The 26,146-nt window shown below is 68.8% G+C and carries 23 protein-coding genes and 1 pseudogene; 13 read left to right on the plus strand and 11 right to left on the minus strand.

The window, feature by feature from the left end; translation table 11 throughout:
• Nucleotides 1-3 precede the first annotated feature (3 nt).
• The 7 genes from AB4091_RS07585 (at nt 4) to AB4091_RS07615 (ending at nt 11,240) form a co-directional block, all read left to right on the plus strand.
• On the plus strand, nt 4-990 hold the full coding sequence (locus AB4091_RS07585; protein WP_442291121.1) for a carbohydrate ABC transporter permease: 987 nt from the start codon (nt 4-6) through the stop codon (nt 988-990).
• A complete protein-coding gene (locus AB4091_RS07590; RefSeq protein WP_442291122.1) occupies nt 987-1,961 on the plus strand; it encodes a carbohydrate ABC transporter permease in 975 nt (324 codons plus the stop codon). The genes AB4091_RS07585 and AB4091_RS07590 overlap by 4 nt, the downstream gene beginning before the upstream one ends.
• A 3-nt stretch (nt 1,962-1,964) precedes the next feature.
• Entirely contained in the window at nt 1,965-2,942 is a 978-nt protein-coding gene (locus AB4091_RS07595) for a glycosyl hydrolase family 32 (RefSeq protein ID WP_442291123.1), read from the plus strand.
• A 212-nt stretch (nt 2,943-3,154) separates the two neighbouring features.
• Complete coding sequence (locus tag AB4091_RS07600; RefSeq protein ID WP_442291124.1) at nt 3,155-4,945, plus strand: DNA/RNA helicase domain-containing protein; 1,791 nt, start codon at nt 3,155-3,157, stop codon at nt 4,943-4,945.
• A gap of 962 nt (nt 4,946-5,907) precedes the next feature.
• On the plus strand, nt 5,908-6,438 hold the full coding sequence (locus tag AB4091_RS07605) for an HNH endonuclease (protein ID WP_442291125.1): 531 nt from the start codon (nt 5,908-5,910) through the stop codon (nt 6,436-6,438).
• Between the two features lie 1,444 nt (nt 6,439-7,882).
• Nucleotides 7,883-8,257, plus strand: coding sequence for a (deoxy)nucleoside triphosphate pyrophosphohydrolase (locus AB4091_RS07610; RefSeq protein ID WP_442291397.1), 375 nt, complete (start codon nt 7,883-7,885; stop codon nt 8,255-8,257).
• Nucleotides 8,247-11,240 carry a DEAD/DEAH box helicase gene (locus AB4091_RS07615; RefSeq protein ID WP_442291126.1) on the plus strand — a complete coding sequence of 998 codons (2,994 nt, stop codon included), beginning with the start codon at nt 8,247-8,249 and terminating at the stop codon, nt 11,238-11,240. The genes AB4091_RS07610 and AB4091_RS07615 overlap by 11 nt, the downstream gene beginning before the upstream one ends.
• Nucleotides 11,241-11,557: 317 nt before the next feature.
• On the opposite strand, the gene AB4091_RS07620 is transcribed toward AB4091_RS07615, so the two are convergent.
• The 4 genes from AB4091_RS07620 to AB4091_RS07635 form a co-directional block, all read right to left on the minus strand.
• Nucleotides 11,558-11,896 (minus strand): hypothetical protein, encoded by a 339-nt coding sequence (locus AB4091_RS07620; RefSeq protein ID WP_442291127.1) that lies wholly within the window; start codon nt 11,894-11,896, stop codon nt 11,558-11,560.
• A gap of 94 nt (nt 11,897-11,990) precedes the next feature.
• Entirely contained in the window at nt 11,991-12,518 is a 528-nt protein-coding gene (locus AB4091_RS07625) for a hypothetical protein (protein ID WP_442291128.1), read from the minus strand.
• 194 nt (nt 12,519-12,712) lie between these two features.
• Nucleotides 12,713-12,988: a hypothetical protein gene (locus AB4091_RS07630; protein ID WP_442291129.1), complete on the minus strand. Its 276-nt coding sequence runs from the start codon at nt 12,986-12,988 to the stop codon at nt 12,713-12,715.
• Between the two features lie 16 nt (nt 12,989-13,004).
• Nucleotides 13,005-13,259, minus strand: a complete 255-nt coding sequence (locus tag AB4091_RS07635) for a hypothetical protein (RefSeq protein ID WP_442291130.1) — start codon at nt 13,257-13,259, stop codon at nt 13,005-13,007.
• Between the two features lie 234 nt (nt 13,260-13,493).
• Here AB4091_RS07635 and AB4091_RS07640 point away from each other — a divergent pair, with 234 nt between their 5' ends.
• From AB4091_RS07640 to AB4091_RS07650, 3 genes are all read left to right on the plus strand, one after another.
• A complete protein-coding gene (locus AB4091_RS07640; RefSeq protein ID WP_442291131.1) occupies nt 13,494-14,465 on the plus strand; it encodes a helix-turn-helix domain-containing protein in 972 nt (323 codons plus the stop codon).
• A gap of 169 nt (nt 14,466-14,634) precedes the next feature.
• Nucleotides 14,635-15,510, plus strand: a complete 876-nt coding sequence (locus AB4091_RS07645; RefSeq protein WP_442291132.1) for a LuxR C-terminal-related transcriptional regulator — start codon at nt 14,635-14,637, stop codon at nt 15,508-15,510.
• A 251-nt stretch (nt 15,511-15,761) separates the two neighbouring features.
• Nucleotides 15,762-17,201 carry a plasmid pRiA4b ORF-3 family protein gene (locus AB4091_RS07650; RefSeq protein ID WP_442291133.1) on the plus strand — a complete coding sequence of 480 codons (1,440 nt, stop codon included), beginning with the start codon at nt 15,762-15,764 and terminating at the stop codon, nt 17,199-17,201.
• Between the two features lie 9 nt (nt 17,202-17,210).
• On the opposite strand, the gene AB4091_RS07655 is transcribed toward AB4091_RS07650, so the two are convergent.
• Complete coding sequence (locus AB4091_RS07655) at nt 17,211-17,792, minus strand: hypothetical protein (RefSeq protein WP_442291134.1); 582 nt, start codon at nt 17,790-17,792, stop codon at nt 17,211-17,213.
• Nucleotides 17,793-18,028: 236 nt separating this feature from the next.
• Between AB4091_RS07655 and AB4091_RS07660 the strand changes: the two genes are divergently transcribed.
• A complete protein-coding gene (locus AB4091_RS07660) occupies nt 18,029-18,226 on the plus strand; it encodes a DUF4177 domain-containing protein (RefSeq protein ID WP_442291135.1) in 198 nt (65 codons plus the stop codon).
• A gap of 168 nt (nt 18,227-18,394) precedes the next feature.
• Here AB4091_RS07660 and AB4091_RS07665 read toward each other — a convergent pair.
• The 4 genes and pseudogenes from AB4091_RS07665 to AB4091_RS07680 all read right to left on the minus strand — a co-directional run.
• Nucleotides 18,395-18,520: pseudogene (locus AB4091_RS07665) on the minus strand (isochorismatase family protein); the annotation flags it as partial.
• Between the two features lie 21 nt (nt 18,521-18,541).
• Nucleotides 18,542-20,428: a glycoside hydrolase family 15 protein gene (locus AB4091_RS07670; RefSeq protein ID WP_442291136.1), complete on the minus strand. Its 1,887-nt coding sequence runs from the start codon at nt 20,426-20,428 to the stop codon at nt 18,542-18,544.
• Between the two features lie 27 nt (nt 20,429-20,455).
• Entirely contained in the window at nt 20,456-21,565 is a 1,110-nt protein-coding gene (locus AB4091_RS07675; protein WP_442291137.1) for a TolB family protein, read from the minus strand.
• A gap of 376 nt (nt 21,566-21,941) precedes the next feature.
• On the minus strand, nt 21,942-22,484 hold the full coding sequence (locus tag AB4091_RS07680) for a glycine cleavage system protein R (protein ID WP_442291138.1): 543 nt from the start codon (nt 22,482-22,484) through the stop codon (nt 21,942-21,944).
• A gap of 244 nt (nt 22,485-22,728) precedes the next feature.
• Here AB4091_RS07680 and AB4091_RS07685 point away from each other — a divergent pair, with 244 nt between their 5' ends.
• Nucleotides 22,729-23,844 carry a hypothetical protein gene (locus AB4091_RS07685; protein WP_442291139.1) on the plus strand — a complete coding sequence of 372 codons (1,116 nt, stop codon included), beginning with the start codon at nt 22,729-22,731 and terminating at the stop codon, nt 23,842-23,844.
• 110 nt (nt 23,845-23,954) lie between these two features.
• On the opposite strand, the gene AB4091_RS07690 is transcribed toward AB4091_RS07685, so the two are convergent.
• The gene (locus AB4091_RS07690) at nt 23,955-24,941 is read right to left on the minus strand and encodes an oxygenase MpaB family protein (RefSeq protein ID WP_442291140.1); all 987 of its coding nucleotides are present in this window, start codon (nt 24,939-24,941) and stop codon (nt 23,955-23,957) included.
• A 95-nt stretch (nt 24,942-25,036) separates the two neighbouring features.
• Nucleotides 25,037-25,447, minus strand: coding sequence for a PPOX class F420-dependent oxidoreductase (locus AB4091_RS07695; protein WP_442291141.1), 411 nt, complete (start codon nt 25,445-25,447; stop codon nt 25,037-25,039).
• A 38-nt stretch (nt 25,448-25,485) separates the two neighbouring features.
• Here AB4091_RS07695 and AB4091_RS07700 point away from each other — a divergent pair, with 38 nt between their 5' ends.
• Complete coding sequence (locus AB4091_RS07700; RefSeq protein ID WP_442291142.1) at nt 25,486-26,058, plus strand: 2'-5' RNA ligase family protein; 573 nt, start codon at nt 25,486-25,488, stop codon at nt 26,056-26,058.
• Nucleotides 26,059-26,146 lie beyond the last annotated feature (88 nt).

The raw sequence follows: 26,146 nt of genomic DNA on the forward strand, positions 1-26,146 counted from the left end.
GACATGACGACCATCACTGCGGCCGAGAGTGGCTCGGCGACGACGACGCGAAGGGGCCGGCGGCGCAACGGTGCCGCCGGCACCCCGGGCAGCACCGGCACGTCCGGCAGGTCCATCAGCGGCTCACGCTCGTCGACCACGACGGCGCTGCTCATGCTGTTGCCGGCCGGGATCCTGCTCATCACGTTCCTGCTCATCCCGATCGGCCTGACCTTCGGGCTGGCCTTCACCAACGCGCGGCTCATCTCGCCGCGGCCGGCGGAGTTCATCGGCGTCGACAACTTCGTGCGCCTCTTCGCGGACGACACGTTCTGGGCGTCGCTGCGCAACACGATCATCTTCGCGGCGGTCATCGTGCCGGTGCAGTCGGCGTGTGCGCTCGGGCTGGCCCTGCTCGTCAACGTCAAGATGCGCGGGGTCAACTTCTTCCGCACCGTCTACTTCCTGCCGGTCGTGACGTCGATGGTCGTCGTGTCGATGCTGTGGCTCTTCATGTACCAGAAGAACGGCCTCATCAACCAGGTGCTGCTGAAGTTCGGCATCGACGGGCCCGACTGGCTCGGCGACCCGCACACGGCGCTGCTCGCGATCATCCTCATGTCGGCGTGGCAGGCGATGGGCTTCCACATGGTCATCTGGCTCTCGGGGCTGCAGACGATCCCCGGCGACCTCTACGAGGCGGCCGAGCTCGACGGCGCCGGCACGTGGGACAAGTTCCGCTACGTCACGTGGCCGGGGCTGCGGGCGACGCGGACCTTCATCCTCATCACCATCACGATCTCGGCGTTCGCCCTCTTCACCCAGGTCAACATCATGACCCAGGGCGGGCCGCTCGACTCGACGTCGACGGTCGTGCTCATGGCGGTGCGCACCGGCTTCCAGCAGCAGCAGACCGGCTACGCCTCGGCGATCTCGCTCGTCTTCTTCGTGCTCGTGCTCGCCGTCACCCTCGTCAACCGCTACTTCACCCGAGACAAGGACGCCCGATGACCACCGCAACCGCACCGGACTTCGGTCGTGGTCCCAGCTCGAGCCTCGGGTCGGACCACCTCGCGCACGTCGCCGACCCGACCACGACGCCACCGCGCCGCGGGGACTCGGGACGACACGGCATACGCAAGCCTCTCGGCGTGCTCGCCCGCATCGTGCTCTGCCTCGTCTTCGGGCTGCCGCTGGTCTTCATGTTCGTCAGCAGCTTCAAGCCGGACCTGCAGATCTTCGGCGACCTCGGCAGCTGGAAGGCGTTCCTGCCCGTCGGTGACATCTCGACGGACAACTACACGGGCGTCTTCGGGCGAGTTCCGTTCGCGCAGTTCATGATGAACTCCGTCATCATCACCGTCGTCACCGTGGTGCTCGGCATCGTCGTCAACTCGATGGCGGCGTTCGCCTTGGCGCGCATCGGGTTCCGCGGCGCGGGCGCCGTGCTAGGCATCATCCTCGCGACGCTCATCGTGCCGTTCGAGACGCTCGCCCTGCCGCTGCTGTGGTGGTCCAACAAGCTGCCCTTCCTCGGGCCGGACGGCTTCAGCGAGGGCTGGCTCGACACCTACCAGGTGCAGATCGTGCCGTTCATCGCCAACGCCTTCTCGATCTTCCTCTTCTACCAGTACTTCGACTCGATCCCGAAGGAGCTCGACGAGGCGGCCAAGGTCGACGGCGCGGGGTGGTTCCGCATCTACCGCAGCATCGTCATGCCGCTGTCGGGGCCGGCCGTCGCGACGGTCGCGATCCTCACCTTCCTGCCGATGTGGAACCAGTACCTCTGGCCCCTCATGTCGGTGCAGACCGAGGAGCTGCGACCGGTCATGGTCGGCATCGACTACTTCAAGCAGCTCAACACCTCGTGGGGGCAGATCATGGCGTACGCGTCGATGATCACCGCGCCCGTGCTGGTTTTGTTTGTGGCTTTCCAGCGATCGTTCATCAACTCCATCGCCTCATCCGGCGTGAAAGGCTGACTCGTGTTCAAGCTCCCCGAGGCGTGGGTGTGGGACTTCTGGACCGTCGACGACGGCGAGCAGTACCACCTGTTCTTCCTCTACGCGTCGCGTGCGCTGCGTGACCCGCACGCCCGGCACTACCGCGCGTCGGTCGGTCACGCGGTCTCGTCCGACCTCGTTCACTGGGAGCGTGTCGTCGACGCGCTCGTGCGCTCGGACGCGCCAGCCTTCGACGACCTGGCGACGTGGACCGGGTCGGTCGTCCGGCACCCGGACGGGCGGTGGTTCATGTTCTACACGGGGGCGTCGCTGAACGCCTCCGGGGCGAACGTGCAGTCGATCGGGTATGCCGTGTCGACCGACCTCATGACGTGGGACAAGGCGCCCGGGCCGGTGCTGGCGGCCGACCCGCGGTGGTACGAGAAGTACGCCGACGGGCACTGGCACGACGAGGCGTTCCGCGACCCGTGGGTGCTGCCCGACCCGGACGGCGACGGCTGGCACATGCTCATCACCGCGCGCGCCAACCACGGCGACACGGTCGACCGTGGGGTGGTCGGGCACGCGTGGTCGGCCGACCTGGAGACCTGGGAGCTGCGGGAGCCGCTGTCGTCACCGGGGGAGGGTTTCGGGCAGCTCGAGGTGCTGCAGCCCTTCGTCGTCGACGGCCGCGACGTGCTGCTCTTCAACTGCCTGGTCGGTGACATGCCGGAGGCGGCGCGGGCCGACGGGGTGACGGGCGGGGTGTGGATCGCGGACGCGAAGTCCCCGCTCGGGCCCTACGACATCGCCGGCGCCCAGGTCATCGACGACCCGTCGCTCTACGTCGGCAAGTTCGTCACCGAGCGCGAGACGGGGGACACGAAGCTGCTGGCCTTCGTGCACGACCGCGACGGCGCCTTCGTCGGAGAGATCACCGACCCGTATGCCGTCACCTGGGACGGCGACCGCCTGGCCCTCACGCCGACGTTGAGCACATTGGGATCGTCACGCGGCTGAGGTCCGGCGCGCTGTCGCCTCCCGTGGTTTGCGGGCCGCAATGACTAGGCTTCCCCTGTCATTGCGGCCCGACGGGCTTCCCACGGACATGCCCCCCACACCGCACGAGTCACTTCGTGCTGCCAGGGGACCTGTTCGTGCACCTACTCCGGACCTCCGTTCGAGGCTTCTCAGCCCTCGAGGCACACCTGGCGGATCGCATCGCCGAGCAGATGAGCATCCAGACGGGGCGCCGTCCGGCGGCGAGTGAATCGCGGTCGTGGGAGCGGAGCCTCCCGGCGCTGCAGGCCGACCTGGTGTCTGCCGGGCTCGACGACGTCGAGATGCTCATCGAGTACCAGCTGCCCCTGACGAGCAAGCGCGCAGACGTCGTCCTCGCCGGCAAGCACCCCAAGACCGGCCTGCCGTCGTATGTGGTTGTCGAGCTCAAGCAGTGGAGCTCAGCCGAGAGCTTCGAAGGCAGCGACAGGCTTGTGACGGTTGAGCAGTACGGCCGTCGCGCGGTGACGCACCCGGCGCTGCAGGTGGCCGACTACTGCGACTACCTCTCGTCGTTCACCGTCATGCTCGCTGAGCAGCCGCACTCTCTGGCCGGCGTTGCGTACCTGCACAACGCCACTGATCTGGGCGTCTCTGATCTCCTCGACCTGCCGCGGACCAAGCAGGGAGCGCTCTTCACTGGTCAGCGCCGTGGAGCCTTCGTCGACTATCTTCGCTCACTGCTCGCACCCGGCGAGAGTGGCGCCCAGGCCGCCGATGCGCTCCTACGCAGCAAGATCACGCCCAGCAAGCAGCTGCTGGCGGTGGCTGCCGAAGAGGTGCAGAACCGGGAGCAGTTCGTGCTCCTCGACGAGCAGCGGGATGCCTACGAGCACGTGATGCACGCAGTGGAGCGGGCTCGACGGTCGAACACCAAGACAGCAGTCGTCGTGAGTGGCGGCCCCGGGAGTGGCAAGTCCGTCATCGCTCTCTCGCTCATGGGCGAGCTGTCGCGGCAGGGCCGGTCGGTGATGCACGCCACCGGCTCACGGTCGTTCACCATGACGCTGCGCAAGGTGGCCGGCAAGCGCGCGCCGCGCGTGCAAAAGCTCTTCACGTACTTCAACTCGTTCATGACAGCCGAGCCCAACGACCTCGACTGCCTGATCCTCGACGAGGCGCATCGCATCCGTGAGACCTCCGTCAGTCGGTACACGCGCAAGGAGCTGCGAACGGCCGGTCGGCCCCAGATTCACGAGCTGCTCTCCGCCGCAAAGGTGCCTGTGTTCCTGCTGGACGAGCATCAGGTCGTCCGGCCGGGTGAGATGGGCACGGTCGAGGACATCGAGGTGCACGCCGAGGCCCTCGGGCTGAAGGTCGAGCAGATCAACCTCAACGACCAGTTCCGCTGTGGTGGCTCGGAGGTCTATGTCGACTGGGTGCTGCGGCTCCTTGGTCTCAAGCCGGGCGGGCCGGTCGAGTGGAAGGGTGACGACGGCTTCAGTGTGTCCGTGGCGGACACGCCGCAGGAGCTCGAGCACGTTCTCGCGACCCGGCAGGACGACGGCTATTCAGCTCGCATGGCCGCCGGTTACTGCTGGCCGTGGAGCGACCCACGCCCTGACGGATCACTGGTCAACGATGTCCAGATCGACGGGTGGTCCCGACCCTGGAACCTTCGCGGCGATCGCTCTGTCGGCGGCGCCCCACCGGCCGCGCTCTGGGCCAGCGACCCCGCCGGCTTCGGCCAGGTCGGCTGCGTTTATACGGCGCAGGGCTTCGAGTACGACCACGCTGGCGCCATCATCGGGCCCGACTTCGTCTGGCGTGACGGCGGCTGGCGCACGGTGCGCGAAGCCAATCGCGACCCCGACTTCCGCAACCGCACCAAGGTCAGCGACCTAGAGTTCGACCGCTTGGTGCGGAACGTCTATAAGGTCATGCTCACGCGAGGCATGCAGAGCGTGACGATCTACTCCACCGACCCAGAGACGCGTGACTTCCTTAGCCGGCTGATCCGCTGACCGCGTCAGATGCTGGCGAAGGACGCTCTGCCAAGGACCACTCGTTGCTCGTTGAGCTTTGGTACAAAAAGCTGGGCGCTTGCCGCTGAAGGACACACATTGGCCGTCTTAGTCAGTTCGCGATGGCTTTCTCGGGCTCCCATGCGCAGCCTCTGAGGCCCGCTTGCCCTCACCGCACTCCCCGCCGGAAGCTCGGCTGGCTACCGCGAGCGGGGAGGCCAGCGCAAGAGTCAGAAGCCGGGCTCCGTTCTGGGGGAACCAACGGTCGGGATGGGCGCGAGAGAGTTGGCGTCCAGGTCGATCCGTGGACAAGTTGCCTTGGGGCTAGCCGCGGTGGGCCACCGGCCGGCGTCGGGGGATTGCTGCCACAACGAGGTTGATGATCGATCCGCTGATGATGGCGCCAATGAGTGTGGAGAGGAGCGTGCTCGAGCCGCTCTGCTGGCCCGACTGCGTGATGTTGGAGAGAACGCTTAGGACAACGCACGCGAGGATGGTCCATCTCCACCTCGCCCGGTAGCGGTCCCCGTAGGAGCTCGTCGAGCGCGTCGACGGCACGTTCGCGTACGTCATGGGATGCCAGGCGTGATCGACGCCGAGTACATGTCCGTTGAGAACGTCGCCTACGTGGTGGTCCATAGGGCTGTTCCTACAGGAGCCAACGCATCGGCGTCTCGCAAATCGGGCATGCTCGGCTTGGCCCACCGTCCGGTCAGAAGGGCGGGGCAGACCAGGGTGTCGGCATGGGGCCCCAGACGCCGTGCTCCAAAGGGAGGCGCCGACTCCATAGCCGGGCAACGGATGATTTGGCGGATGGGTCGGCGGCGTCCGCTCTCATCGTCCATTTTGGGCAACTTATTCCGATTCGATGCCGCGTGCGGCGCAGCGACCTTAGGGTGCTCGGGGAGCGGGGTGGGACGTCGATAAAGGAGTACGCGCCAATGCTTAGGAAGCACGACAACGTGAAGCTCACGTTCCAGCCTGGGCTATTCACGGGAAAGGGGTGGCTAACCCTTCACGTCGGAGTGCGGGGCGTCTATCGCCTGAACAAGATCCACAAGAGCCAATGGGCTGGGGGCTGGCAGAGCCAGATGCTGTTCCCACTTCGCCTGGCGACGGTGAAGAACCGCACCTACTGGCAGTTCCAAGGCCAGTTCTACTCGGAGAACGAGGGCTTGGACGGGATGGCTGTGCATGCGCTTCTGGTGACACGCCAACAACGGCAGTCGCAGCGGATCGATCGGGCGCAGCAGATCGTGGCCATGGGTGGAGCGCCGCGCGATAGGGCCGTTCGCGAGGGGATCGCCGACGACGTAAAGCAGTTCATCTGGACGCGGGATGGAGGCGCCTGCCGACAGTGCGGCGCGGTAGTCGAGCTTCAGTTCGACCACGTCATTCCCTTGGCTATGGGGGGCGGAACTACGCCGGAGAACCTGCAGATCCTCTGCGGGCCGTGCAATCGCCGCAAGGGCGCGAGCATCACGGCACGTTGACCCGGGAGGTGAACACGGCTCTGCCAGCGAGATGTGGGTTGGCGCAAGGCATCTGTGCGCGGGATGCGGTGGGGCTTCGGCAAGGGACCAACGCGGGGAATAACTCGACCGGTGCACACCTTCGATGGGTGCCAATGCCATGCTGCGCGCTCATCGGCTCCCGCAGCTCGTTCGGACGGCACCCACGACTGCTCGCGGCGCTGTGACGCGACCTGATGGGGCCGAGCCTGTCCGCCATGGGAGGCTCGCGTCGTGAGGAATGAGTTCGGAGACCATCGGGCAGGGCTCGAGGACGGACCTGCACACGCCTTTCGCGACTGGCCCGGCACCCACTTCCCGGTAGGACCGTCCGGTGTCTATACCGTCTGGAGCGATGATGCGTTCCTCTATGTCGGTATGGCCTGGGCACACCGTGATGAGGAGAATCCTCGTGCCACAGGCGTCTTTGGGCGGCTAAAATCCCACGCCAGTGGCCGCCGCTCTGGGGATCAGTTCGCCATCTATGTCTGCGACAGATTCGTGATCCCAACCTTGACGTCGGTGGATATGAGCGCTCTTGCACGTGGTGAGCGACTACTTGACATGCGAACACGCCAGTACGTCGCCGACCACCTGACTTATCGCGTCGTGGTCACCCCGGATGGCCCTTCTGCGCGGACGCTGGAAACACTCGTTCGGAAGGAGGGGCTCCCTCGTGCCGGCCGGCCCCTCATCAATCCGTGATCGCACGGTTCTGACGACAGGTGCGCAGGGGGCGGAAGGGACGCGTGTCCGGGCCGTCGCCTCGGCCGGCGGGCGGCCTGGCAACTCGACAAACCCCGCCGCGTCCTTAGGTCGCACTTACGATCCCGCAGCCGGACTCGTCGATGCCTCATAGGTGCGCATCACGGTCCTCCTCATGGCCGACAGAGGAGCGGGGCTGACCTCGATGGCTCTACGCTGCAGCCGGGTGACGCCTCTGCGGTCGTTGCATTCGAGGGGTGCGCAGTGCCGCGGGTTCTGGCGCAACGCGGGGCGCAGTAGGCGGGTACCCACACTTCGATCGGCGCCATATGTCGCTGCGGGTTCACCGCGTCGCTAGCCTCCGCGGTCGGAGCGCCGAGGCCCGGACGCACCTGCGGCGCTGGCAGGTCGAAGTCGCGCAGGCGTCCCGTGATTGGGCCGAGCCAACAATGTCGGCCCGTATCGCTCCGCTACCGGAGTGCCAGTAGATCCGCGCCGGCGTGAGCAACTCGAACTCGTGACAGCCCCGATCGTAGGAGCAGTTGTTGCGCCCGACGAGGCATTCGTTGTTGATGGAGGCGCGTGACCAGTCGCGCCTCAAGCTGGGCGCAACGGGAAGTCGCGGATGCCCGTGGTCGTGTCGGGGGCCGCGCTGCCTCCACCACCTTCTAAGCTCGGCCGCGTGATTGGGTCGAAGTCGGTTGTTTCAGTGGTCGGGGCCGTGATCCTTTCTGAGGGAAAGGTCCTGTGTGCCCGTAGGGCCGAGCCTGGCAAGTTGGCCGGCTACTGGGAGTTTCCGGGCGGCAAGGTCGAGTCGGGGGAAAGCCCTCACGAGGCGCTGGTTCGAGAGATCGACGAGGAGTTGCGCTGTGAGGTCGCCGTAGGTGCAGAGATTGAGTCAACGCGCCACGAATACGACTTCGCCACGATCATTCTCACGACGTTCTACTGCGACCTGACCGCGGGACACCCGCACCTCACCGACCATGACGAAGTTCGTTGGTGTACCCCAGAAGAGATGGGCGACCTCGAGTGGGCGCCGGCCGACATCCCTGCTGTCAAGCGAGTGAGGCGTGACCTGACGTATGGCGACTGACTTCAACTGGCTGGGCGACCTCTCTCTCGACGTCCAGTTCGGCTACCTCGGCACGGAGCAGGTCGCGCCGCGCCGCCGTCACCCGCAGCTCGTGTACAACGACGCAGACAACACCGCGTTGCGCGTCATCAGAGAAGAGCTCGCCACGTGCGACAGTTTCCTCTTTTCCGTGGCGTTCGTATCGCCGCGCGCCATCGCCTTGCTGAAGACTGATCTGCTCGAGTTCGAAGGGCAGGGGCGCATCGTGACGTCCGACTATCTGGCCTTCAACTCGCCAGCGGCCTTTGCCGAGCTCCTCCGCCTGCAACGGCACGGGATCGACGTCCGGATCCATCGATCGCAGGCGTTCCACCCGAAAGGCTACGTTTTCGAGCACGACAACTCGGTAACGGCGATGCTGGGAAGCTCGAACCTCACCGAAACAGCGCTCGTGAAGAACCACGAGTGGAATCTCCGAGTTTCGGCCGCCCGTTCCAGTGACCTGGGCGTGCAGTTGCGGAGGCTCTGTGACCTGCAGATCAGCGAGTCCACTCCGTTAACGCAGGACTGGGTCGACGATTACTCGAGCAGGTACACGGCGCCGCCCCCTCGGCCTCGGCGGACACCGGACGCACTTGCGAGCGTCAGCGCCATCGACGTACCTGAACTTCCAGAGCCGGGCCGCGCGTTTGTCGACGGGCAACTCCTTGGTGACATGAGCGACGGGCCGGCGGAACAGGTTGCCGTGCTGCGCGTGCTGCCCAACCGGATGCAGCGGGAGGCTCTAGCGGCGATCGCCCAAGCACGTGCAGATGGCGCTCCGCGTGCAGTCGTTGTCTCGGCGACTGGCACCGGTAAGACCATTCTCTCGGCCCTAGACGTCAAGGCCGTTGACCCCAAGCGCATGCTCTTCGTTGTTCACCGAGAGCAGATCCTTGACCGGACGATGGAGGAGTACGCCCGCGTTCTCAACCGGCCCAGGAGCGACTTCGGCAAGCTCGCTGGTGGGTCGAAGCAGCTCGACCGCCCCTTCGTCTTTGCCACGATCCAGACCTTGTCGAGAGCCGGGACCCTCGAGTCGATCGATCCCAAGGCCTTCGATTACGTGCTCGTGGACGAGGTGCACCGGGCGGGAGCGTCCAGCTACCTCAAGGTCCTCGAGCACCTTCAGCCAAGGTTTCTCCTCGGCATGACCGCAACCCCCGAGCGCACCGATGGGTTCAACGTCTACGAGCTGTTCGACTACGTCGTCCCTTACGAGATCCGCCTGAACAAGGCCCTCGAAGAGGAGATGCTGGCGCCGTTTCACTACTTCGGCATCGCCGATATCTCCTTTGAGGACGGGACGAGCACCGACGAGTTCACCCTGCTCACCAAGTTGGCGTCACCCGAGCGCGTGCGGCACGTTCTCGCCGCGCTGGAGACCTACGGCCAGGCCGGCATCGCGCCGCGAGGCCTCATCTTCTGCAGTCGCAAGGAGGAGGCGCACCAGCTCTCGCAGGCCTTCAACGCGTCAAACCTGAATGGACGCCGGCTGAGAACCATCGCCCTCACGGGAGAGGACGGCATCGTGGCCCGTGAAGCAGCCGTGGAACGGCTTGAGCGAGGCGAGCTCGACTACATCCTCACGGTGGATGTGTTCAACGAGGGGGTCGATATCCCCAGTGTCAACCAGGTGATCATGCTTCGTCAGACGCAGTCCTCCATCGTGTTCGTGCAACAGCTCGGCCGTGGACTACGTAAGGCGCCGGGTAAGGAGTACCTGATTGTCATCGATTTCATCGGCAACTACGCAAACAACTACCTCATCCCGATCGCGCTCTTCGGCGACGAGTCGCTGAACAAGGAGTCGATCCGCCAAAAACTCATCGCCGCAGAAGAGATCGGCGTTGTGGCCGGACTCTCGAGCGTTCGCTTCGACAAGGTGGCCGAGGCACGCGTCCTGGCGTCCATCAGTCAAACCCGTCTCGATGCAATGCCTAAACTCCGTGCCGCACTCACGGCCATGCGTGATCGAGTCGGCCGCCTTCCTCACCTGTGGGACTTTTGGCGATTCCAGTCGACTGACCCGGTCGTCCTAGCCACGACGCGGGAGCATTACCCCGGGCTGCTTCAGGCGGCGCTCAAGGAGAGCGCCGATCTGACCCCGCGTCAGGGAAAGGCCCTCGAGCTGTTGTCCCACGAGGTTCTGCCGGCTAAGCGCACTGGCGAGGCGCGCCTCCTAGCGGCCCTACTGGCGCGAGAGTCGCTCACTCGTGACGATGCGCGAGAAGCTGTCGCCGTCGACGGCGAAATCGTGCCGCAGCGCTTCCTTGACAGCGTTATCGACACGTTCACCCTCGAGCAGCATGCAGAGGCTGATCAGAAGCGCTACCGGACCGGGATCGTCGAGCGGCATGCGGACGGTCGCATCGCTCTTACCTCTGAGTTCCGTTGGGACTACGCCTGCTCCGAGCTGTTCCGCTCCCACGTGGACGATGTCGCGCAGACCGGCGAGGCGATGGCCGCGGCGCTGTACGAACCCACTCGTTACTTCACGCCTGGGCGTCAGTACACGCGCAAAGAGGTATGCAGACTCCTGGGCTGGCCGCGGAAGTGGACGTCAACGATCTACGGCTATCGCGCCGACGTCGACTCGGGTGAATGCCCCATCTTCGTCACGCTTCACAAGGGCGACGAGATCACGTCGAGCACAGCGTACGAGGACGCACTCCTCGATCAGTCGACCATGCTTTGGTACACCCGGTCGCGTCGAACCCTGTCCAGCTCAGAAGTGGACCACATCGTGCAAGGCCGGGTGAAGCTGCACGTCTTCGTCAAGAAGGACGACGCTGAAGGATCGCAGTTCTACTACCTCGGAGATGCGAAGCCGCTCGACTTCGAGGAGACCACCATGCCCGATGACGCAGGCAAGGCACTGCCCGTCGTGCGTATGCGCCTGAAGTTCTCGCAACCCATCCAGGCTGGCCTCTTCGACTACTTCCATCCGGTCGTCACCGTCTGATGGCAAGCCCCGGCTGCCATCAGACGCGGGGCAAAACCCCCAACGAGGCCTGAACGAGTCGCTGTCATGTCGCGGAACGGCGCGCCGTACTGAAGATCTGCCGAACTAGAGCCGACCGGGCTCGGTGCAGGCGCTCGCGAATTGGGACTTGACCGTGGTCTCGCGGACGTACATCTGCTCGCCGACTCCTCGCATAAGGTCAACGACGCCGCGGGTCGCGAGTTCTCGACGGACACCGCTGCCGGCATCAGCGCCCGAAATCGGGCGGCATACCCAGTCTGGGTATGCCGCCCGCTGACGAGGACGGCTCCGACAGGTCAGCCCGCCACCGTCGAGTCGGCCACCGTGAGCGCCCACTCCTGACCGGCATCCGCACGCACGGTCAGGGAATCCCCGTGCTTCTCGGTGAGGAAGCGCATCCTGGAGACGTAGCCAGTGCACGGGATGGCCGTCCTCGACTCGGTTGCCGTCGAGACCACGGTGACCTCAGTGCCGCCGTGGCACACGAGGTATGCCGTGTAGCTGCCGTCGGTGGTCACGTCTGCGCCCCGCGAGCTGCCCTGCCCGGCCGCCTTGGTGATGACGGCCTCTCCTGGGGCCGCTGCCGGGGGAGCGACCGTGGCGGCCACCGGTGCGGGGGCCGGCGAAGACGCCATTCGGTCACCGGTCACACCGGCCGAGCACCCAGTCAGTGCCACGGCCGAGGCAGCCACGAGGACAGTGCAGATCGCGGAGCGCATCGACGTCACCTCAGCGCAGGCGCCAGGCGAGCACGGCCGGCGCGGTGATGGAGAAGGTGTAGTTCGGCAGCTGGTTCATGCCGTTCGCGCCGGTCCGCAGTACGGTGCCCTTGTAGAGGTAGCTGCCGCGGTCGCAGTATCGGGTCGTGTTGGGCGGGACCGAGACCGTGGTGGACGAGCCGATCGTCGTCGTCACCGAGTTGGTCACCGTCGCCGAGACCGACGCGTCGACCGAGGCCACGAGGAAGGCCTTGACCGAGGCGCTGACCGTCGCGGTAGCGCTCGCCGTGTAGCTGCTCGACGTCTCGACCTTGCAGGTGAGGCTCGCGGTGCTGCTCGTGGTGTTGATGACCATGTCGGTGTAGAGGGCCTTGAAGCCGGAGCCGGCCGTGCTCGTGACCTGGTAGCAGTACGTCAGGGTGCCGCTGGACTCGCACTTCGCGGTGGCGGCGTTGGCTGGTGCTGCGGCGCCGGCGCCGATCGCAGCGACCGAGACGGCGACGGCTGCGCCCTTGGTGAGGAGCTTCGAGATGGACATGGTGGATCTCCTTGCGGTGAGAGGGGTGGCCGAGATGGCCGGATGAGGTGGTGCTGGGTGGTTCTCAATCGCCGCCAGCAGCCCATCGGGGCAGGACGGCATGGCCTCGGGTGCGTGCTCGCGCCCGGGTGAGGCGGTTCGGGAGTGGGGTTCGGGGTGAGTGGGTTCGGGGCCGGAGGTCGGCGCCGGCGCGGTCAGACCACGGAGTCCACGCCGACGGCGAGGTCGCGGACCCACCACGGTGGGCTGGTCGACAGTGCATCGAAGGCGGCGAGCACCTCGGTCCGCCGTTCGCGGGCCTGGTGCTCGTCCCTCGCGGTGACGAAGACGGCCAGGTCGATTCGGTCGCGAGCGGCCTGCAACCGGCTGTGCTCGACGAACGGCAGACGCCCGATCTCGGCTGCGAGCTGCTCGCCGGCCGCGGCGGGAGTGCTGCTCGGTCCGGCTCGCGGTCCGGGTCGGAAGGTCACGGAGATCAGGTACATGTCAGTGGCGCCCCGGAGCGCCCCACTCGAAGCCGCCGGCGACGACGACGCCCGAGCCCTGCGCGGGGCCAGCGGTGCTGCTCGAGGGACTGGTAAGGGCCGCGCCCGCGCTGAACGATCCGCCGGCGGCGGGGGCGATGACGAGTGCTGCGGCGACGCCGAGCCCGACGCCGAGCCCGGCGATCGTCCCCGCGAGGGAGCGACCCCGCTGGGAGGTGCGGGCGGCGGCCGGAGCGAGAGCGGTGAAGAGCGACATGATGGTGGTTCCTTCCCCTGCGAAGATGCTTGTGTGTCAGGGCTTTCCGGCTCTCGAACCCTTCTTCCGAAGGGCCGCCCCGGCGGCTTCCTGGTGAAGAGAACGTTGCTCCCTCGCGCCCCCGACGGGAAGGGTTATGATCTGGCCGCAACGGGCCTGTCCGCTTGCGGACACGACCGGGCTGACGGGGCGCACAGGGACCCCGGACGGCACCGGCGCGGCCCAGGACAGGGGATGGGCATGGAGCTCGACGGCGACGCCGCCGCGGTCTACCGCGCGATGCTCGAGGACCACACGCGTACGGTCGCCGACCTCGCGACGGCCCTTTCCATGACGAGGCCACGGGTGCGCAAGGCGCTCGACGTCCTCGCCGACGCCGCCCTGCTGCGACCCGACGAGGCGGACCCGCTGCTGCTCGTGCCCTCGCACCCCCGCGTCGGCATGGCGCGGCTCGTCGCCGAGGCCGAGGCGGAGCTCGCCGCCCAGGCCAGGCGCGTCGCGGCCGTGCGCTCGCTCATGGAGACGATGGCCCTCGAGCACGACGCCCATCTGCACCGCGAGGCGATCGTCCACCACGACACGCTCGAGGGCGTGCGCGACCGGCTCGAGGAGCTCTCACTCGAGGCCCGCACCGAGTGCGTGTCGCTCAACCCGGGCCGAGCCCACCGGCCCGACGCGATGGCGGCGAGCAAGCCGCTCAACCAGCGTGCCCTCGAACGCGGCGTCGCGATCCGTGCCGTCTACCAGGAGAGCTTCCGGCACGACCCGGCCACGCTCGACTACGCGCGCTGGCTCACCCAGATCGGCGGCGAGGCGCGCACGATGCCCGAGGTGCCGATGCTCCTCGTCATCGTCGACCGTGAGGTCGCCCTCCTGCCCCGCGTCGTCGGCGATCCGTCGCAGGGCGCGGTCGAGGTGCGCACGCCGTCGGTGGTCGCTGCGCTCGTGGAGTACTTCGAGACGACCTGGCTGCTCGCGGCGCCCTTCGGCGAGGTGCGCAAGCGGGAGGAACCGCTGAGCAACGCGACGAGCAAGCAGCTACTCCAGATGCTCGCTGCCGGCGCGACCGACGAGTCGGCCGCTCGTCGGCTCGGCCTGTCGACGCGGACCGTTCGACGGCTCATGAGCGACTTCATGGCCTCGACCGGCGCTGCCAGCCGTTTCCAGGCCGGGGTGGAGGCCGTGCGCCGCGGGCTGCTCGGCTGAGCTCGCCCCACGTGGCGCCCGGCTCGTCACAGACACGCGGCAAGCGCTGACGCGTCACCACACGACGGGCCACGAGATGGACACCGTGGACAAAACACCTCCCAGTCGGCAGACCGCTCTTACCATTTCTTGACGGGCTCGTGACGCCCGTCGTCGAGGGGAGCACGGCATGGGGACGCAGCGATCGACGCCCCTGATGGGGGCCAGCGGGCCGCGCGAGGCCGACGTGCTGCGGCTGGCCATCGACATCGCGCGCCAGATCGCCGCCGGTGAGCCGTTCAAACAGGACCTCGTCCGCCGCATCGAGGTCGTGCTCGCGGCTGACGGTGGCTGCGGCCTGGCGTCCTTCAGCCCCGACCTGCAGCCCGGCGACGGGCCCGACGTCGTCGCCTCCGAGGGCTGCGTCGTGCTGCCCGGCCAGGCCGAACGGGCCGCCCAGTACGTCGGCACGCACCCGTCGTTCGCCGCCATGTTCCAGTTCGGTGCGACCCGCCCCATCCGCACGAGCGACCACGTGCGGATGGACGCGTTCTGGGAGACCGAGGAGTTCGACGCGATGCACGGCTGGATGCCGACCGCGCACTACCCCGCGTCGATCGCCCTGCACGTCGGCCCGACCGGGTTCGCCTTCCTCGGCCTGCACCGCGACCGCCGCGACTTCACCGAGGACGACCTCGACGCGCTCGCCCTCATCCAGAGCATCGTCGCCCCCGCACTGACGCTCAACGCCCGCCTCGAGGAGGCCACGAGCCGGCTCCGCGCGCTGGCCCTCGACGGGGCGGGAGCCATCGGCGGCGACCAGCTCACGGCACTGACGCGGCGTGAGGAGCAGGTGCTGGCCCTGGCGGCCGGCGGCCTGACCAGCGGCGCCATCGCGCATCGCCTCGGCCTCAGCGAACGCACCGTCCGCAAGCACCTCTCCTCCGTGTACGCGAAGACCGGCCTCCGCGGACGCGCCGCAGCCACCGCGTGGTGGGCGGCGCAGGGCCGTCGCCGCCTCGACTCGACGCCCCCGCGTGCACGCACGCGGGAGCCCCAGCGCTAGGTGTCGTTTCCGACACCTAGCGTCCCTTCGCGTCCCGTTTCATCCTTGATGAGCGGCGTTGCCGTCGACTCGCCCACGGGCGCGCTCGACGACAGCGCATGGAAGGGGGCCAGAAGTCGATCGCGCCGTGGCAGCAGCTCGATCTACTCCTGGGGGACTCAAAGGGGATTAGGTGGGTGCGCCCGGTGGGGCTACTGGGCGCACCCGTCCCCATCCGTCCCCATCCGTCGTCCCCTGCGTACGCTTTCGGCGTGAGCACGTGGCCCAGCCCTCCATCGCAGCCCGAGATCCCGCCGCCACCGGATGTGGCCTCGCTGCTCACGCTCCGGGTGGTGCTCGACGGCACCGAACCCGAGGTCTGGCGGCGCCTCATGATCCCCGGCGACCTGCTTCTCGACTGCGTGCACGACGTGCTGCAGCAGGTCATGGGCTGGACCGACTCGCACCTGCACCAGTTCAGCCTCGGGCCGCCCTACGTGAGCCCGAAGTTCCTCACCGCCTACGACATCGAGGAGGGCGACGAGGGCGCCGCAGAGACCGACGTTCGTCTCGACCAGGTGCTGCGCGAGCCGGGCGACGAGCTCACGTACGAGTACGACTTCGGCGATGGCTGGACGCACACCATCGTCCTCGAGCAGGTCGAACGACAGGCGCCTGACGCGGGAGGCGACGCGGAGGCGAAACCGGGCCGGACGGCATACGCCATCGCCTGCCTGGCGGGTGAGCGCGCCTGCCCGCCCGAGAACATCGGTGGCGTGCCCGGCTACGAGGAGGTCGCCGAGTGGGTGCGCGGCGGCGAGGATCCCGCACATGTGCCGAACGGCCTGACGAGCAGGGAGATGCGGGCGTGGCTGCCGACGGGCTGGCACCCCGACGAGTTCGACCTTGAAGACACCAACGCCGCCCTCGCCCGCCTCGCGCCGCGCGACACCGCGGCGGCGATGGGCCAGCTGCCCGCAGTTGTCGCCGACGTCATCAGCAGGCTGCGCGGTGCCGTACGCCTCGACCTCGACGAGTGGCTCAGCGCACCCACGTGGGGCGCGCCGGACCACTTCACGCCAGAAGAGGCTGCCGGCCTGACCGTCCCCTTCCGCGTCGTGCTCGACGCCGTGGGTGACGGGCTCACGTTGACACCGGCCGGCTACCTGCCGCCACGGGTCGTGGAGCATGTCCTCCACGGCGCAAGGCTGGCCGAGCACTGGCCCGGCCAGGGCAACCGTGAGGACCTGACCCCGCCCGTCCTCGACCTGCGCGAGCGCGTGCGCCGCTACGGGCTGCTGCGCAAGGCCAAGGGCAGGTTGCTCCCCACGTCTCTGGCCGCACGCCTGCGCGACGACCCCGTGCGTCTGCTAGACCACGTGCTGTCACGCCTTGCCGCGGACGGCCGGGAGTGGGAGCAGATCGCGGGCGGCCTTCTCCTCGTGTCGGTCGTCGGTGGGGAGCCTCTCGAGCTGCGACCACGGGCCACGGCCACGGCCGAGACGTACGACCGGGTCACACACCTGCTGTCGGTCGCCGGGTTCCGTCCGACCGACGGCGGATTCCTCGCCAGAGGGCAGGTCGAACGCGGTGGCGAGCTTCACCTGGGTGCTGTCGCGACCCTCCTGTCGTGCGTCGACTCGTCGTCGGAGGGGGACGCCGCAGACCTGACGCGACGTGTTGCCCTGGCCGTGCTGCATCGCATGCGGTGACCCGACGGGTCACTCGCAGTTCGGGCACACGCCCGAGAGTGGCATCTCCATGAAGCATGTTGGGCAGACCGCTCCGCGTCGTTCCTCGGCGGCGGCCCGGGTCGTTGCGCGACTCGCCGTGGCGGGAGTGCGGGGACTGCGCTCCCGCACCTCACGCGTACGCGTGTGCACCGTCGGGTGCGCATCGGCGGGCACGTCGGCTCCCCAGTGCCGGTAGCACTCCAGGCGTGCGGCGGCCGCGTGCGTCTCCCGCTCGACCGGGTCCTCGATCGGCGGCTGGCCGGTGAGACGGAGCGCCGCGTCGTAGCCCGAACCGACGCGCCCGTCCTGCTTGTGCACGACCAGCGACGTCAGCGGCGGCTCACCCCGGACGTGGTTGACCTTGGCCAGGTCGGCCAGCAGGCCCCCGATCCAGTTGCGCATCTCGGCCCTGGTCCGCATCGAGGAGCGAGCTTGGACCTCCTCTGCCAGCTCCGAGTAGGTGATCACGGCGTCGTACCGACCTGCCGTCTCCACCAGCACCTCGTACGCGTGCTTGGCCCAGTACGGGTGCGCCACCTTCGGCGTCACATAGGCGTCGCTCTCAGACACGGCAGCCCGTCCCCTTCCCTCGCGGTCACCGACAGGAACAGTCTCCACCTTCTGGCGGCAGCCCTCGTCGGGGGCCGAGCGGCCATCGGTTGGAAACCTGCTCCTCTCAGCGCAGCAGTGACTCAGCGAAGCAGCCCTCCTCCTGCGTTTCCGGAGTGACGCCACGGCTGCCTGGACGGATCGGGGGCGCGAGACGGCATACGGTCGGAGGACATCGACAGGGAAGAAGGTGCGCCATGCCGCAGTACAAGGTCGTCGAGCTTCGCGAGGGCATGATCGGCGGGAAGATGTCGGGCGACAAGCTCGAGAAGGTGCTCAACGAGTACGGCTCGAAGGGCTGGTCGCTCAAGGCGATCACGTCGGTCGACGTGAAGGGCCGCATCGGGCCGGGTGGCGTCAGCGGCGTGCTCGTGACCTTCGAGAAGGCCGACTGACCCAGCGCCTGTTGCTGGCGGCGCTCGCAGCCGCGACGTCCTACGCCGGGACGTCGGTGGTGCGTTCCGGCGCGTCGCCGATCCGGGCGACCAGCTCGTCGACCGTCACGACGTCGGCGAAGAACGTGCCGACCGTGGCGAGCGTGGCCCGCTGCACCTCGTCCACCGTCAGGCCGGGGACGCCGCCCGTCGCGTGGCGTCGCTGACGAAGAAGACCCGGATGTCGCGGACCATGGCCTCCCGCGCGGTCGTCTCGCAGCAGACGTTCGTCTCGATGCCGGTGATGATGATCGTGTCGGCGCCGAGCGTTGGTCCTCAGTGGGTTGCGGTCTCGTTGGTGATGACGTGCATGACGGCGTTGATGAGGGCCAGGTGGGTGAAGGCCTGGGGGAAGTTGCCGAGGTGCCGGCCGGTGTGGGTGTCGATCTCCTCGGCGTACAGCTCGAGCGGCCCGGCGAGCGAGAGCAGCTTCGCGCACAGCTCGTGCGCGCGCTTCGTCTCGCCGATCTCCGACAGCGCCGACACGAGCCAGAACGAGCAGATCGTGAAGGTGCCCTCCTCGCCCGAGAAGCCGTCGTCGGTCTCGTCGACGCGGTAGCGCAGCACGAGCCCGTCGACGGTCAGCTCGTCGGCGATGGCGAGCACGGTCGCTCGGATCACCGGGTCGTCCGCGGGCAGGAACCGCACGAGGGGCGCCAGCAGCAGCGACGCGTCGAGCGCGTCCGTGCCGTAGTACTGCGTCAGCACCCCGCGCGAGTCGACGCCGTGCTCGAGGATGTCGGCCTTGATCTCGTCGGCGGCCAGCTGCCACTCCGAGGCCTGCGAGTCCTGTCCGATCATCGAGGCCAGCTTCGCGCCGCGGTCGACGGCGACCCAGCACATGATCTTCGACGACGTGAAGTGCTGCAGCTCGCCGCGCACCTCCCAGATGCCGGCGTCGGGCTCGCGCCAGTGCTTCAGCGCCGCCTCGACCTGCTTGCCCAGGATCGGCCAGATGCGCCCGTCCAGGTGGTCGGCGACCTTCGAGTGGAGGTAGACCGAGTCGAGCAGCGCGCCCCACACGTCGTGCTGCACCTGCGAGTGCGCGGCGTTGCCGATGCGAACCGGGCGCGAGCCGGCATACCCGGGCAGGTGATCCAGCGTCGACTCGGGGAGCTCACGCTCTCCGCCGATGCCGTACATGATCTGCAGGTCCTCGTCGCGCTCGGCCATGTCGGCGATGAAGGAGAAGAAGTCCACGGCCTCCCAGTCGAACCCGAGCGAGTAGAGACCCCACAGGGCGAACGTCCCGTCACGGATCCACGTGAACCGGTAGTCGTAGTTCCGTTCTCCACCAATGGTTTCGGGCAACGACGTCGTCGACGCGGCAGCGATCGCCCCGGTCGGCGCGTAGGTCAGCCCCTTGAGCGTCAGCGCGCTTCGCTGGAGGTAGCTGCGCCACGGGTGGTCGGGGAAGCGCCCCCGCGCGAGCCAGTGCTGCCAGTGGTGCGCCGTCCACTCGAGCCGGTCGTGCGCCTCCTCCGACGTCAACGGCGGCTCGATCGCACCCCACGACAGGGCCACGAACCGCTCGTCGCCCTCCTTGAGCAGCGTTCGCGCAGAAGCCTGCCCGCCCTCGAAGCCGACCCGCAGGTCGGTCGTCAGGGTGAGACGGATGTCAGAGCCGTCCGCCTGCGAGATGCACTGGTGGTACTCATGATTGGTGTATTCCCACTTCACCGGCTTGCGCCCGTAGTCGAGCACCGGCTCGCAGTCCATCACCGTCTGCACCTCGCCCGACACGCACCGGATCGTGCGCAGCAGGGTGTGCTGCGCGTCGTAGTCCATCGGCGTGCGCTGGTGCTTCTTGGAAATGCCGTCGTCGTGGTGCCATGGCCCGAGCAGCAGCACGTCGCGCACGATGATCCACCCCGTCGGCGTGCCCCAGCTCGTCTCGAGCACCATCGTGCCCGGCAGGTAGCGCCGCGCCGTCGGCACGTTCACGTCCGACGGCCCGAGCCGGAAGCGACCCGCGTGCCGACCCAGCAGGCAGCCGAAGACGCTGGGAGAGTCCAAGCGCGGCAGGCACATCCAGTCGACGTCGCCGCCCGGGGTGACCAGCGCCGTCACCTCGCCGTCGGACAGGAACCCGTAGTCCGCGATCGGCACCGCCTTCGCGTGGGTGACGGGAGCAGCTGTTGCCGAGTACCCATGACCGTCCATGCCCCCACACTGCTCGCGAGAAGGCCGTCAGGCAACAGGCTTCACCCGAGGCCAGAAGCCCCGCAGCTTCAGGGGTGTCTGCACCACCGAGCCGTCGGCCTTCGCGTAGGCGAGGTAGCAGATGGAACGCGACACGCACTCCAGGAAGGCGATCGTGCCGTCGGCCGTCCATGACGGGTGAATGGCGAGTTTCGGTTTCGGCAGCCGGGTGACCTGGTGGAGGCCGCTGCCATCAGGTCGCACCGTCCAGACGTCTCGGTCCACATCCTCCGTGCTCACGGCGTCAGGGTCGTTGGTGGCGAAGAGGATCGTGTCCGACTTCCAGCTCCAGTCCGGGTAGGTGCCGGGGAGCGTGGGCGCCAGCACGCGCGGGGTCTGTGTCGGCGGCCGGCCCAGGTCGACGATGGCCACGGTCGGCGTCGCGACGGGGTCGCTCGACCCGGCTGGCGTCTTGAGGGAGACGTGGAGAACCTGCAGCACGAGTCTCGTGCCGTCGGGCGACCAGCGGGGGAAGGCGTAGTCGACGAGCGGGTCCTTGGTCTCCAGCACCACGCGCCGCTTCCCCGACGCGAGGGTGACGACCTCGACCGCGGTGCGCACGGCCACCTTCCGCGCCGCGTCGAAGTCGGTGACGACGTAGGCCAGCTGGTCTCCCTTGGGCGACCACGCCCCCAGACCCGCCCGCTGGCACGGCGCCGCGCACGACACGACCTGCCGCGCCCCGCTGCCGTCGCTGTTGGCCACCCACACCGACGCCTGCACCGGTTGGACCGTGTGGTTGAGGCGCGTGAAGGAGATGCGACCACCGTCCGGGGCCCAGTCGCCGATGACGACCTCGTCGTGCGTGCCCTCGGCGTCGATCGAGGGCACCGCGATGCGGCCTTCGGTCCCATCGGCGTGGACGAGCCGGAGGTGCCCGTCGGCGTTGATCAGGACGGAGGCCGTCGGCGGCACGAGCGCCGGCCCTGCCGGCACCGTCGAGGGCTCGCTGGGCGTTGCCGACGCCGGGCTGCTCGGCGTCACCGACGACGCCACCCCGCTGCTGGTGCCGCTGCCGGGGCTGCCGGGACTGCTCGGACTGGCGGTCCCGCCGGCACTGCCGGGGGAGCTGCTGCACGCAGCCAGCAACGTCGCCACCAGGGCGAGCGTCGAGATGAGTGAGGTCGGACGTGATGACCGTCGTGCCGATCTGTCTCGCATGACAACCCCCTGTGCGACGGGCCCGCTGGCACCAGTGTCCTCCTGGTCCATCCCACGTACGCGGCCTTTGAGAGCTTCGCGTCCGGACGGGCCGGCACCGTCGTATCCACGCGCACGTCCGCAAGGTGGCCGCAAGAATTTCGCAAGGTCACAGGAATACGGTCGTAGTGACCCGAAAAGCGCCCTTCACTGGACGTATTCGTCAGGGGTTGACGAAGGACTTTGACGGTTGGCCCGTTGTGGTACGTGAACCGTCGCGGGGCCCGGAGCTCGCAGACGCGAGACGGGCCCCTTCGTCGCGCCAGAAGCCCTTTCAGGCGACGGCGATGTCGACGAGCAGCTCGGAGGCGAGCTTCTCGAGGTCGGCGCGAAGCGCCCCCGTGTCGGACTTCGCGGGCACCCGCACCACGACGTGCGCCTCGAAGAGCAGCCCGCCGGCCATCGGGGCCTCGCGCGTGCCCGTCGTCATCGTCTCGATCGACAGCTCGTGCCGGCTCAGCACCGACGACACCTCCCGGACGATGCCCGGGCTGTCGTTGCCGAGCAGGTCGAGGGTGAGGCGCTGCGACGCCGAGTCGGGGGAGGAGTCGGGGGAGGTGTCGTCGGGCACGGCGTCGACCTCGGCACCCGGATGGGTGGTCACCTCTAGCAGGCCGTCGAGCTCGTTGAGCGCAGCGGTCAGCTCGTCGACGCGCTCGGCCGGCACGCCGACCACGACGATGCCGGCGAACTTGCCGGCGAGCTCGGCGAGCTGGCTGTCCTCCCAGTTGCCGTCGTGCGCGGTGACGACGTCCGCGAGCGCGTTGACGAGGCCGGCGCGGTCGTCGCCGATGACGGTGAGCACGAGTCTGGGCACACCCGCAGCCTACTGACGCGCACGCGCCCCGTCCGTGAGGCGTGGGAAAGTGGGCACTCGACGGGAGCGGTCCACCTCCTGGCGTCGAGTGCTCACTTCCTGACGTCGGAAAGTGGGCACTCGACGGGGCGGGACGGGGCAGGGGCGGGGCAGGGGCGGGGGCGGGGCAGGCGCGCGCCGATGGGGTGATCCGGCATACCGGAGGGGGCTGTCGACGCACCCCCTCGGGAGTAGCGTCAGTGGGATGCGGGGTGACCCGGCGGCCGCGCGGTTCGCGGCGATGCGGTCCGGCTACGAGAGCCACTACCTGCGCGCGGTGGCACCCGGTGGCGGCCTCGGCTTCTGGCTGCGGCACACCGTGCACCTCGAGCCCGGCGAGCCGCCCCTCGCGTCGACGTGGTTCACCCTCTTCGACGCCGGCGCGCCTGGTCCGACCACCGCCAAGGCCACCGTCGAGGGAGCCCCGACCTGCGACCCGCACTGGGTCGGGGTCGCCGACGCGACCCTCGGACCGACCCGTGCCGTCGGCTCGATGGTGCCGCCGCCCGGCCAGGTGCACGTGCACGTGCCCGTCTCGTGGGACCTCACCTTCCTCGGCGAGCGCGCGCTCGAGCACCTGCCGTTCCCGTGGATGTATGCCGTCCCCCTCCCCAGGACGAAGCCCGTCAGTCTCCACCCCTGTGCCCGGTTCACCGGCGCCGTCACCGTCGACGGACGCGTCATCGACGTCGACGGCTGGAAGGGCATGGTCGGCCACAACTGGGGCACCGAGCACGCCGAGCGGTGGATCTGGCTGCACGGCCTCGGATTCGACGGCGAGCCCAGCGGCACCTGGATCGACGTCGTGCTCGGACGCCTCCGCGTCGGTGAGCGCACGCTGCCGTGGGTCGCGAACGGAGCGCTCTCGGTGCGCGGCGACCGCCGACGCCTCGGCGGCATGTCGCACGCCCGCACCACGAGCGTCGAGGAGCGCCGCGACGGAGCCCACCTGCACCTGCCGGGCCGCGGTGGCCTCGCCATCGACGTCGAGGTCACCGCTCCGCCGGAGCGGTCCGTCGCCTGGCTCTACGCCGAGCCGGGCGCGCACGCCGCAGCCCCGGCGACACCTCCAGCAGGAACCGATGCCCCGGGCGCGGCGCTCCCGAAGGTGCACACGACCCACCACGACCACGCCGTCCTCAACTGCTCCATCGCGGACCTCGAGGTGACGGTGACCCTGCCCCGAGGGCAACGGCGCGTGCTGACGGCAGCCGGCCAGGCGGCATACGAGATCGGGATGCGCGAGCGACCTACCGAGGTGCCGCTGCAGCCCTACCCCGACGGGCCGCACCCGGGGCCGGACGCCGACCTCGACCCGTAGCGCGGACGCGACGCCGACGCGGACGTCCACTCAGACGCCGATGCAGACCTGACACCGGGCCGGGTGCGTCCGCTTCTTGAACGCCGCCCGGCCCGGTCAAAGGTGGCCGCTCAGACGGCGGCCTTCTCCCCTACCGGGTCGCCGGACCCGTCGGGGTGATCAGGGGAGTCGGGCGAGTCGGGCGAGTCAGGCGAGTCAGGCGAGTCAGGGGAGCCGGGTGAGTCGCTGGGCCGGCGCTCGGCCAGCCCGGCCATGCCCCACCGCACCGCCGCCGTGCCGAGGTGGCCGAGCGGCCGCGCCACGAGCGTCGAGACGACGCCGGGCACAGGGATGCCCAGCATGTCGCGTGCCCACCCGGGCAGCAGGGACACGCCGCCCGACGCGATAGTCGCGTAGCCGGGCCGGGCGTAGAGGGGCAGCGGCGGGTTGAGCAGCAGGAAGCGCGCGGCCTCCCGGGCGGCGGGGGTCGCCTCGAGCTCGGGGCGGTACGCGTCGAGCACCTCACGCAGTCCGGCGACCGTGGTGGGTGGGTCGACGACGCCGAGCCGCGCGGCCGGGATGCCGGCCTGGGCGACGTAGACGTCGGCCTCGTCAGGGGTCAGGGGAGTGGCCGCGAACGCCTGGAACCCTCGCAGGAACGAGTCGATCTCGGCCGCGTGCACCCACATCAGCAGGTGCGGGTCGTCGGCGCGGTAGGGGCGGCCGTCGGGCGCCTTGCCGCGCACCCGCGTGTGGATCGAGCGCACCGCGGCGACGGCCTCCTCGGCGTGCTCGATCGTGCCGAACGTCGTGGTGGCGAGGTAGTGGCTCGTGCGCTGGAGCCTTCCCCACGGGTCGCTCTTGTAGCCGCTGTGGCCGGCGACCCCGGCCATCGCGAGCGGGTGCAGCGACTGCAGCAGCAGCGACGTGACGCCGGCCGGGAACATCGACGCGTCCGCGTGCACCCGCCACACCGGGTCAGCCGGCGTGAACCAGCGCTCGCCCGGGGCACCCCAGATGCGCTGCGCGCGGGCCGGCGCATCGTCGCCGGCGACCTTGCTGCGCAGCATCCTTCCCAGCTGGCGCTGAACCAGCCGGGCACCTGCTGCCGAGCTCATGCCTGTCACCGTATGCGCAGGTCAGCGCTCCGGAGAAACCGCGTGTCCAACCTTTGGCGTCTCGTGTCCAACGTTGGGTGCCTCCGGCGCTGCCGTCAGTCGAGCGTGATCCGGATGCCGGCACGGGGCCCGCGTGGGCGGATGCGGTCGGTGACCGCCGCGATGGCGTCGCCGAGCCGCGCCATGACGTACTTGCGGCCCATCGCGCGCTTGACCGCGGCGACGCCCTCCGCGGTGCGGTCGACGACGGCGGTGCCCGCATACGTCGGCGCCCCCTCGGGCACCCGGCCACGCATGTCGCACGGCCGCAGCTCGACCCGGGAGGTGTGCGCCAGCCGCTTGAGCTTGCCCGCCGGGTCGACCGTGATGACGACGAGCTCGGCGCCGTCCCTCGCGATCCACACCGGCGTCGACACCGGGGTGCCCGTGCGGCGGAAGGTCGTCAGCTGCACGTAGCGGTTGGCGTTGACGACGTCGAGGTCGCCGGGGAGGGGCGTGGAGCTCACGACGCCAGCGTATGCCGTCTGCTGATCCACAATGAGGCATGGCGCTCGCGCTCTGCCTCCTGCTCGACCGGCGCTCCGACGCGCTCGTGCGCGAACTGTGGAAGCGCTTGGAGGAGAACGGGATCCCGACGCTGCTCATCCACACCCACGGGCGGCACGTGCCCCACCTGTCGTATGCCGTCCTGCTCGACGGCGACGGCGACGGCCATGTCGGCGGCGGCGTCGGTGGCCACGTCGGCGTCGACGTCGCCGCGGTCCGCGACGCCGCCCTCGCCCTGCCGGACTCGGGTCCGGTGGACGTCTCGGTGCAGGGCACCGTCGTCTTCCCACGAGGCCGGGTGGCGCTGGCCGGCTCGGCGGGGGCGGCGCTTGCCGCGCGGCAGGCACGGGCCGTCGAGGCGCTGCGGGCCACCGGTGCGACGATCCACCGGCACTACGAGCCCGGCCACTGGATGCCGCACGTCTCGGCATCGACCGGCGTGCAGATGGCGGACCTCGGCCCTGTCGTCACGGCGGTCTCCGACCGGCTGCCCCTGACCCTCCGCTGCACCCGTGCGGCGCTCATCGAGACGACGGACGGCACCACGTGGCCGCTGGAGGGCGTGCCCTGAGCTCGCTCCCATCGGTCATGGTGACTAGTCACCAATGGTCCATTCGTACCAAATGTCCATCTTTCGCAAACGATGCCTGCAGCGGCGT

This window comes from Terrabacter sp. 2RAF25, assembly GCF_052115265.1.
Taxonomy (GTDB): Bacteria; Actinomycetota; Actinomycetes; order Actinomycetales; family Dermatophilaceae; genus Terrabacter.